General features: G+C 64.8%; 11 protein-coding genes. 3 read left to right on the top strand and 8 right to left on the bottom strand.

What is annotated here, in order from left to right:
• The 8 genes from JNK68_09135 to JNK68_09100 all read right to left on the bottom strand — a co-directional run.
• On the bottom strand, nt 1–150 hold a 150-nt coding region (locus JNK68_09135), incomplete at its 3' end, for a hypothetical protein (GenBank protein MBL8540523.1).
• A 110-nt stretch (nt 151–260) separates the two neighbouring features.
• Nucleotides 261–968, bottom strand: a complete 708-nt coding sequence (phoU, locus tag JNK68_09130) for a phosphate signaling complex protein PhoU (protein ID MBL8540522.1) — start codon at nt 966–968, stop codon at nt 261–263.
• Nucleotides 969–1,030: 62 nt separating this feature from the next.
• On the bottom strand, nt 1,031–1,825 hold the full coding sequence (gene pstB / locus JNK68_09125; protein ID MBL8540521.1) for a phosphate ABC transporter ATP-binding protein PstB: 795 nt from the start codon (nt 1,823–1,825) through the stop codon (nt 1,031–1,033).
• Between the two features lie 28 nt (nt 1,826–1,853).
• Nucleotides 1,854–2,720 carry a phosphate ABC transporter permease PstA gene (gene pstA, locus JNK68_09120; protein MBL8540520.1) on the bottom strand — a complete coding sequence of 289 codons (867 nt, stop codon included), beginning with the start codon at nt 2,718–2,720 and terminating at the stop codon, nt 1,854–1,856.
• Nucleotides 2,717–3,703 carry a phosphate ABC transporter permease PstC gene (pstC, locus tag JNK68_09115; protein MBL8540519.1) on the bottom strand — a complete coding sequence of 329 codons (987 nt, stop codon included), beginning with the start codon at nt 3,701–3,703 and terminating at the stop codon, nt 2,717–2,719. The genes pstA and pstC overlap by 4 nt, the downstream gene beginning before the upstream one ends.
• A 143-nt stretch (nt 3,704–3,846) precedes the next feature.
• A complete protein-coding gene (gene pstS / locus JNK68_09110; protein MBL8540518.1) occupies nt 3,847–4,911 on the bottom strand; it encodes a phosphate ABC transporter substrate-binding protein PstS in 1,065 nt (354 codons plus the stop codon).
• A gap of 107 nt (nt 4,912–5,018) precedes the next feature.
• Nucleotides 5,019–5,486, bottom strand: coding sequence for an ATP-binding protein (locus tag JNK68_09105; GenBank protein ID MBL8540517.1), 468 nt, complete (start codon nt 5,484–5,486; stop codon nt 5,019–5,021).
• A gap of 24 nt (nt 5,487–5,510) precedes the next feature.
• On the bottom strand, nt 5,511–5,849 hold the full coding sequence (locus JNK68_09100) for an STAS domain-containing protein (protein ID MBL8540516.1): 339 nt from the start codon (nt 5,847–5,849) through the stop codon (nt 5,511–5,513).
• Nucleotides 5,850–6,189: 340 nt separating this feature from the next.
• Between JNK68_09100 and glsA the strand changes: the two genes are divergently transcribed.
• The 3 genes from glsA to JNK68_09085 all read left to right on the top strand — a co-directional run.
• Nucleotides 6,190–7,179 carry a glutaminase A gene (gene glsA, locus JNK68_09095; GenBank protein MBL8540515.1) on the top strand — a complete coding sequence of 330 codons (990 nt, stop codon included), beginning with the start codon at nt 6,190–6,192 and terminating at the stop codon, nt 7,177–7,179.
• A 116-nt stretch (nt 7,180–7,295) separates the two neighbouring features.
• Nucleotides 7,296–7,643, top strand: coding sequence for an STAS domain-containing protein (locus tag JNK68_09090; protein ID MBL8540514.1), 348 nt, complete (start codon nt 7,296–7,298; stop codon nt 7,641–7,643).
• 78 nt (nt 7,644–7,721) lie between these two features.
• A partial coding sequence (locus tag JNK68_09085) for a hypothetical protein (GenBank protein MBL8540513.1) occupies nt 7,722–7,882 on the top strand: 161 nt, incomplete at its 3' end.

Raw genomic sequence — 7,882 nt, 5'->3', positions numbered from 1 at the left:
CGCCTCGTGCAGGACGCGGCCGTTGAAGGCCAGCCAGCCCAGGTCCCGGTCGTACCAGGCATGCCGCAACAGATCCTTGCGCGTCGGCCGCTCGGCCGGCTCCTCGGCATCAGACTTTTCGGTTCGCGGCTTCGACTTGGTGAGCGCCATCGCTCCTCCCGGGCAACGCATTCAAGAGCACTTACGGACGGCGGTCGCGCACCGGCGACTGCGCACGGCGGGCGCATGCGATCGCTGCGCCGAACGTGTGAAGCGCCGCGTCAGCTCGCGGCGGCGGGTTGCGGCGACCCCTGCTTGCTGCGGTGGCGAACGTCCCGCGCCTCGGCCGCGTAAATGGTGTGCTCGGCGATCTTCGTGGCCTGGTGGCCGACCCGCTCGATCGCCTTTGCGGCGGCGGCGGCCAGCAGCGCCCAGGTGATTAGGCGCGGATCCTCCATGGCATAGCTCAGCACCTGCCGGGCAACCGTCTGACTGCGATCGTCGTGCGCCGGGTCGCGATCGATGACCGCCTGTGCGGCCTGCGCGTTGAGGTGGCAGTAAGCGGTGAGCGCATCGCGCAAGGCGGCGAGCGACTGATCGGCGAGGATCTCGATGTCGGTCAGCTTGCGTGCCTGCACGACGTTCGCCTCGCCGATCGCGATGGCATACCGGGCGACCTTCTTGGCGTGGTCGCCGATCTGTTCGAGATTGCTGATGACCTTGGACGCCGTCAGGACGCGCCGCAGATCGCCGGCCTCGGGCTGGCGCAGCGCGATCAGCTCCGTGCACTGGTTGTCGAGCTCGATTTCCATTGCGTTGACCTCGGCTTCGCGGCTGACGACCGTTTCCGCCAGGTTGTGCTCGGCGCCCACCAGGGCGCGCACCGCATCCCGCACCTGCCGCTCCACCAGTTCGCCCATGGCGAGCAGCCGGTACTTGAGGTTGTCGAGTTCGACCTCGGTGGTGGTCGTGAGCTTTTCGTAGGACATGGACTTTTCCTCGAAGAGGGGACGCCGGTGTCAGCCGACGCCGATGCCGGACGACGAGCCCGCTAGCCGAAGCGGCCGGTGATGTAGTCCTCGGTCGCCTTCTTCTTCGGCTTGAGGAACACGTTGTCGGTGCTGTCGAACTCGACCAGCTCGCCGAGATACATGAAGGCCGTGTAATCGGACACGCGAGCGGCCTGCTGCATGTTGTGGGTGACGATCGCGATCGTGAACTCGTGCTTGAGGTCGCTCACCAGTTCTTCGATGCGCGAGGTCGAGATCGGGTCGAGCGCGGAAGTCGGCTCATCGAGCAGGATGATCTGCGGCTTGACCGCGATGCCGCGAGCGATGCACAGGCGCTGCTGCTGACCGCCCGAGAGGCTCATGCCGCTCTGCTGCAGCTTGTCCTTGACCTCGCCCCACAGTGCCGCCTTGTTGAGCGCCCATTCCACGCGGTCGTCCATGCCGGACTTCGAGAGCTTCTCGTGCAGGTTCACACCGAAGGCGATGTTGTCGTAGATGGACATCGGAAAGGGTGTGGGTTTCTGGAACACCATGCCTACGCGGGCGCGAAGCTCAGTCAGATTGACGTCGCGGTCCAGGATGTTCTTGCCGTCGAGCAGCATTTCGCCGTCGACGCGCTGCTCCGGATACAGGTCATACATGCGGTTGATCGCTCGCAAGAGCGTCGACTTGCCGCAGCCGGACGGGCCGATGAAGGCCGTGACGCGGCGCTTGTGAACGTCCATGTTGACGTTCTTGATGGCGTGGAACTTGTTGTAATAGAAGTTGAAGTTGCGGACGCGCAACTCCGGCTCCTCGGTTGCGTGGAGGGTCTGCGCGGAACGCTCGACTTCCATCGTGGGCGTGATCGTTGCCATTATCGGGTCACCGTTTCTGTTCGTCGCTGAAGAAGGCCCGTGCCAGGATGTTGAGCGCCAGCACGCCGACCGTGATGAGAAATACGCCCGCCCACGCGAGCGAGACCCAGTCCGGATACGGGCTCATCGCGAACTTGAAGATGGTGACGGGCAGGTTCGCCATCGGCTCGTTCAGGTTCACGCTGAAGAACTGGTTCGACAGCGCCGTGAAGAGCAGGGGCGCGGTCTCGCCCGCGATGCGCGCGACCGCGAGCAGGATGCCGGTGATGACGCCGGAGCGTGCGGCGCGCATGGTGATGTACATGATCACCTTCCACTTGTCGCACCCAAGCGCATAGGCCGCCTCGCGCAGCGTATTCGGGATGAGGAGCAGCATGTTCTCGGTGGTGCGCACGATGACCGGGACCATCAGCAGCGCCAGCGCGACTACGCCGGCCCAGCCGGAGAAGCCGCCGGTGCGCGCGACGAAGATCGCATACACGAAAAGGCCGAGCACGATGGACGGTGCGGACAGCAGGATGTCGTTCACGAAGCGGGTTGCGCTCGCAAGCCATGAGCGTTGCCCGTATTCGGCCAGGTAGATGCCCGCCAGCACGCCGATCGGCGTGCCGATCAGCGTGGCGAACCCGACCATCATCACGCTGCCCAGGATGGCATTGCGCAGGCCGCCGGCCGACCCGGGCGCGGGCGTGTCCTCGGTGAAGAGCGTCGGCGACAGCGCGCCGATGCCCAGCCGGATGACATCGAACAGAATCCAGACGAGCGCCGCGATGCCGATCGCCATGGCGATGAGCGAGAGCGCCAGGGCGATCTTGTTGATCATGGCGCGCCGCTTGCGCAGGCCGACGTCGTAGGTGTGCACTTGCGCGCTCATTTCTTGCCCTCCGCCTTGCCCATGCGGGCGAGCATCACCTTGGCGCCCGCGAGTACGAAGAACGTGATCACGAAGAGAATCAGACCGAGCTCCATCAGCGCAGAGGTGTGCAGTCCCGGGGTCGCCTCGGCGAATTCATTGGCGAGCAGCGAGGTGATGCTGTTGCCCGGATACATGAGCGAGAAGCCCTGGAAGGCGTTGGTGTTGCCGATGACGAAGGTCACCGCCATGGTCTCGCCGAGTGCGCGCCCGAGGCCGAGCATGACGCCGCCGATGACGCCACCCTTGGTGTAGGGCAGCACCACGTTCCACACCACTTCCCACGTCGTGGCGCCGACGCCGTAGGCGGATTCCTTCAGCATTGCCGGCGTCGTGTCGAACACGTCGCGCATCACCGCGGCGATGAAGGGGATGATCATGAAGGCGAGGATGATGCCGGCCGACAGCAGACCGATGCCGAGCGGCGGGCCCGAGAAGAGGGCGCCGGCGAGCGGGACATTGCCCAGTGTCGCGGCGATTCCGGGTTGCACGTACTGCGCGAACACCGGCGCGAACACGAGCAGGCCCCACATGCCGTAGACGATGCTTGGCACGGCGGCGAGCAACTCGATCATGGTGCCGAGCGGACGCTTCAGCCACTTCGGGGAGAGCTCCGTCAAGAACATCGCGATGCCGAACGAAAGCGGCACCGCGATGAAGAGCGCGATGATCGACGTTGCGATCGTCCCCCAAATGGAGACGAGTGCGCCGAACTGCTGCGCCGGTGGGTCCCAGTCGGTGCTCCACAGGAAGCTCGCGCCGAACTTCTGAATGGTCGGCCAGGATGCGGCGACAAGCGACACGATGATCGCGGCCAGCACGATGAAGGTGAAGGCTGCGACGCTGCGGGTCAGCCATTTGAACACGATATCGCCGGTGCCTTTGTTGACTACCCGTGCCACGGGTTTGACCGGCGATGACGCGACACCGTGAGTCGTGCCCATGCGCTGGGCCATATCTGCTGTAGGATCTGATGCCATGGGAACCTCCTGGACACGGTGCACCGCGGTGCCGCTCCTCCCGGAGCGGCACCCGCGACCGCTGAACTGCGCTACTTCTTCTGCTTTCTTGAGACGCTGAGCTGCGCTCAGTACCGGGCGGCGACGACCGCCTTGCCTGAACCGTCGCGGATATCGGCGAACTGCTTCTGGATCATGCCCACGACGTTGGTCGGCAGCGGCACGTAGTCGAGCTGCTCCGCGAGGTCACTGCCGCTCTTGTACGCCCAGTCGAAGAATTTGATGGTCGCCGCGGCGTTCTCCGGCTTGTCCTGCACCTTGTGCATGAGGATGAACGTGGCGCCGGTGATCGGCCAGCTTCCCTTGCCCGACTCGTTGGTGAGGATCTCGTAGAAGCTGTTGCCCCAGTTCGCGCTGGCGGCGGCTGCCTTGAACGACTCGGCGCTCGGCCCGACGAACTCGCCGTCCGCGTTCTTCAGCAGCACGTGCGACAGCTTGTTCTGCTTGGCGTAGGCGTACTCGACGTAGCCGATGGCGCCGGGCACGCGCTGCAGGAAGGCGGACACGCCCTCGTTGCCCTTGCCGCCGAGGCCGCCGATCCATTTCACCGCCGTGCCTTCACCGACCTTCTCCTTCCATTCCGGGCTGACCTTGGAGAGGTAGTTGGTGAAGATGAAGGTGGTGCCCGAGCCGTCGGCGCGGTTGACCGTCGCGATGGCCTGGTCGGGCAGCTTGACGCCGGGGTTGAGGCTGGCAATCGCCGGATCGTTCCAGTTCTTGATCTTGCCGAGATAGATGTCGGCGAGCAGCGGACCGGTCATCTTGAGCTCACCGGGCTTGATGCCGGGAACGTTCACCACGGGGACCACGCCACCGATGACGGTGGGGAACTGGATGAGGCCATCCTTGGCGAGATCTTCGGGCTTGAGCGGCATGTCGGAGGCACCGAAGTCGACGGTCTTGCCCTGGATCTGCTTGATGCCCGCTCCGGAACCCACCGACTGGTAGTTCACTTTGGTACCGGTCGCCTTGTTGTAGGCTTCCGCCCATTTCGCATAGAGCGGGGCAGGGAAGGTGGCGCCGGCGCCGACGATGACCTGCTGGGCCGCAGCCGGTGCGGTGGCGATGAAGACCGATGCGGCGACGAACGCGGCGCGCTTCGGCACGATGGAAACGAGTTCGAACAGTTTCATGATGGACGCTTCCCGCAGCAAAAGTGGACGCCAAGGATAAGCTTCGCCGGTTACGGAACCGTGACAGCGGCGTGACAACGCGGCAGATTGCCGCCGGGTGCGTGCCGTCAGGTCCGGGCGATGGCTACGGTGACGCGATTTCTGCCGGCGACGCGCGCGTAGTCGATGCGCCGAGCAACGCTGTGCACGAGGCGCAGCCCCAGACCGCCGATGTTTGCGTCCTCGATGCGCTTGGGCAGCGGCGCGGCGACAGCCTTGGAGGGATCGAAGGGGGGACCAGGGTCCTCCACCGTTAGCCCGATTTCGTCGTCCCGGATCGACACTGAAACGTCGATCGGTGTCAGGTTCGACCGCGGACCCCCGTATCCGTGGCGGACGACGTTGGTGACGAGTTCCTCGAAGGCGAGCTCGGTACGAAAGACGGCGCGCTCATCCACGCCTGCCGCTTCGAGATACGCGTGCAGGGCCTCCTGCGCGGCCGCAAACGCGGCGGTGTCGGTCCCCACTTCAAGCAGCAGCACTGCCTCGGTCGGCGGTGCGCCACCGGGTCCACAGCGTGTCCCTGGCTCATCCATGACGCTAGGGACCGGGGTTTCCGCTCAGGCCCCGAGCAGTTCGAGCGCCTGCGCTTCGGTGCCCACGAGCGGGATCACGTCGTTGATCGAAACGTGATCCAGGGATTCCCGCACCAGCGCCTGCGGTCCGAACAGGATCATTCTGGCCTGCTTGCGATTGAGCGACCTTGCGGTGCCGATCAGCATGCGGATGCCCATCGAAGAGACAAAGGTGACCCCGGACAGATCCACCAAGACATTCTTGCCGGGGGAAACAACGCTTGCGGTAAACCGCGTTTCGATCTGATCGACGCCGGGTGTGTCAAGACGCCCTTGCAGGGCAATTCTCGAAGCGTTGCCGAGGTCGGTCATCTGCAGTTCCATTTACTGTCCTCCAGTCCGGCGGCAAGGCGCCGCGCACAGCCGGCGATGTCGCCGACCGGACCCGCCAGACTATAGCGCGACTGTTACTGCGGCGTGACATCGTGCCCGCGCAGCTTGGCGGCTCCGCGGTCTCGGGCTAGGCCAAGATGGTGCGCATCGCATCCGGGATGCCCAAGGGAAGTGCGAGGCGGCATCGTCGGGTTCGCCGGACGGAAACCATTTCTGTGCGTATTCAAGACCTTCCGCCTGCAAGGCTATGCCAGAACACTATGGCACGTCCGATGCGAACGTACCCACGCTTTTGGACGTCGCCCGCGAGCAACGACAAGGAGAAAAGGGGATGGACGATTCAGCGATCGGCCACGTCGCGTCACAACCCGCCATCGAAGTTGGTCTGACCAGCGTCTTCGAGCAGTGCCTGCCCGGTCGGCAGGGCGAAGTCGCCAGTTACATTCCCGAACTCGCGACCGTCGATCCCGACCGGTTCGGTGTTGCGCTTGCCACCATCGACGGTCGGTTGTGGGTGTGCGGGGATGCCGAGACCGAGTTCACCATCCAGTCGATCTCCAAGGCGCTCACCTATTGTCTGGCGCTGGAACTCCTGGGACGCGAGGAAGTGTTCCGGCACGTGGGTGTTGAGCCGAGCGGCGATGCGTTCAATGCCATCGTCTTCGATCCGCACACCGATCGACCTTTCAACCCGATGGTCAACGCCGGCGCGATCACCGTATCGGCGCTGCTGCATCGTGTGTGGCAGGACGAGGCATTCGATTTCCTGCTGGACCGCTTCTCCAAGGCGGCGGGGCGCACGCTGCGTCTTTCGGATTCGGTCTATCGCTCGGAGGCTGAAACCGGCCACCGCAACCGCGCCATCGGTCATCTGCTGCTCTGCGTCGGAGCTGCCCGGCAGCCGATCGAGCCGGCGCTGGACCTCTACTTCCGGCAGTGCTCGATTCTGGTGACGGCGGCGGACCTGGCGCAGATGGGTGCCACGCTTGCCAACATCGGGGAGAACCCGTTCACGGGCGAGTTCGTGTTCGACGTGGCGGCAGTGCGCGACACGCTTTCGGTGATGTTCACCTGCGGCATGTACGACTACTCGGGAAACTGGGCGCTCGACGTTGGCATACCGGCGAAGAGCGGGGTCGGCGGCGGCGTGCTGGGTGTGGTCAACCGACAGCTCGGCATCGGCACCTTCTCGCCGCGGCTCGATGCGAAGGGGAACTCGGTCCGCGGGCTGCGCGTCTTCCAGAAGCTGGCCGACGAGTTCGGCCTGCACGCGTTCGACTGCACCAACTACGGCTCCGAGCTGGTGCGCACCCTCGTTTGATCCAGCGGAAACTTGTACGATACGCGGCGAGCCTGGGGGCGCGCGCAGATGCGGCCTGCCCGGGCTCGAGCGGCGGGATTCTCGACAACGGTGTTCGCGTGGCAGAAGGAAGGCCGATGGATTTGCAGGTGCAGCAACTGGCAGACGGGATCGATCGCGTCCAGCTCTCGGGTCGTCTGGACAGCGCGGGGGTGGAGGCGATCGACGAGCGCTTGAGCTCGCTCGCGGCGACGCGGGCGGCGCGCCTGCTGATCGATCTGTCGCAGGTGCCGTTTCTCGCCTCGATCGGCATCCGCGCGCTTCTCACCAACGCCCGCGTCCTGCGGCAGAACGGCGGTCGCATGGCGCTTCTCAACCCGCAGTCGCTGGTGGAGGAGGTGCTCAAGGTCACCGGGATCGAGGCGATCATTCCGATCTTTCACGACCTCGATACCGCCAGCGCGGCGTTGAAGGCGCCGGCGTAGCTTGGTGGTTGCGCCTGCTCGATGATCAGACAAGAACACGGGAGACGAGAACAAATGTCAGGACGCGAGGCTGGGGAGATGGCACAGGAGCAAGGGGTGGGTGGTGGCGAGGCGGCGGCCGGGGTGGAGAAGATCCGGGAGCTCCTGTTCGGCAACCAGATGAGTGATTACGACCGCCGTTTTGCGGCGCTGGAGGATCGCATCCAGCAGAACATGCGGGATCTGGAGTCGGAGGGATC

This window comes from Betaproteobacteria bacterium (assembly GCA_016791345.1).
Lineage (GTDB): Bacteria > Pseudomonadota > Gammaproteobacteria > Burkholderiales > JAEUMW01 > JAEUMW01.
The sequence above is the reverse complement of the archived record's forward strand: the minus strand, read 5'-3'. Positions and strand labels throughout refer to the sequence as shown.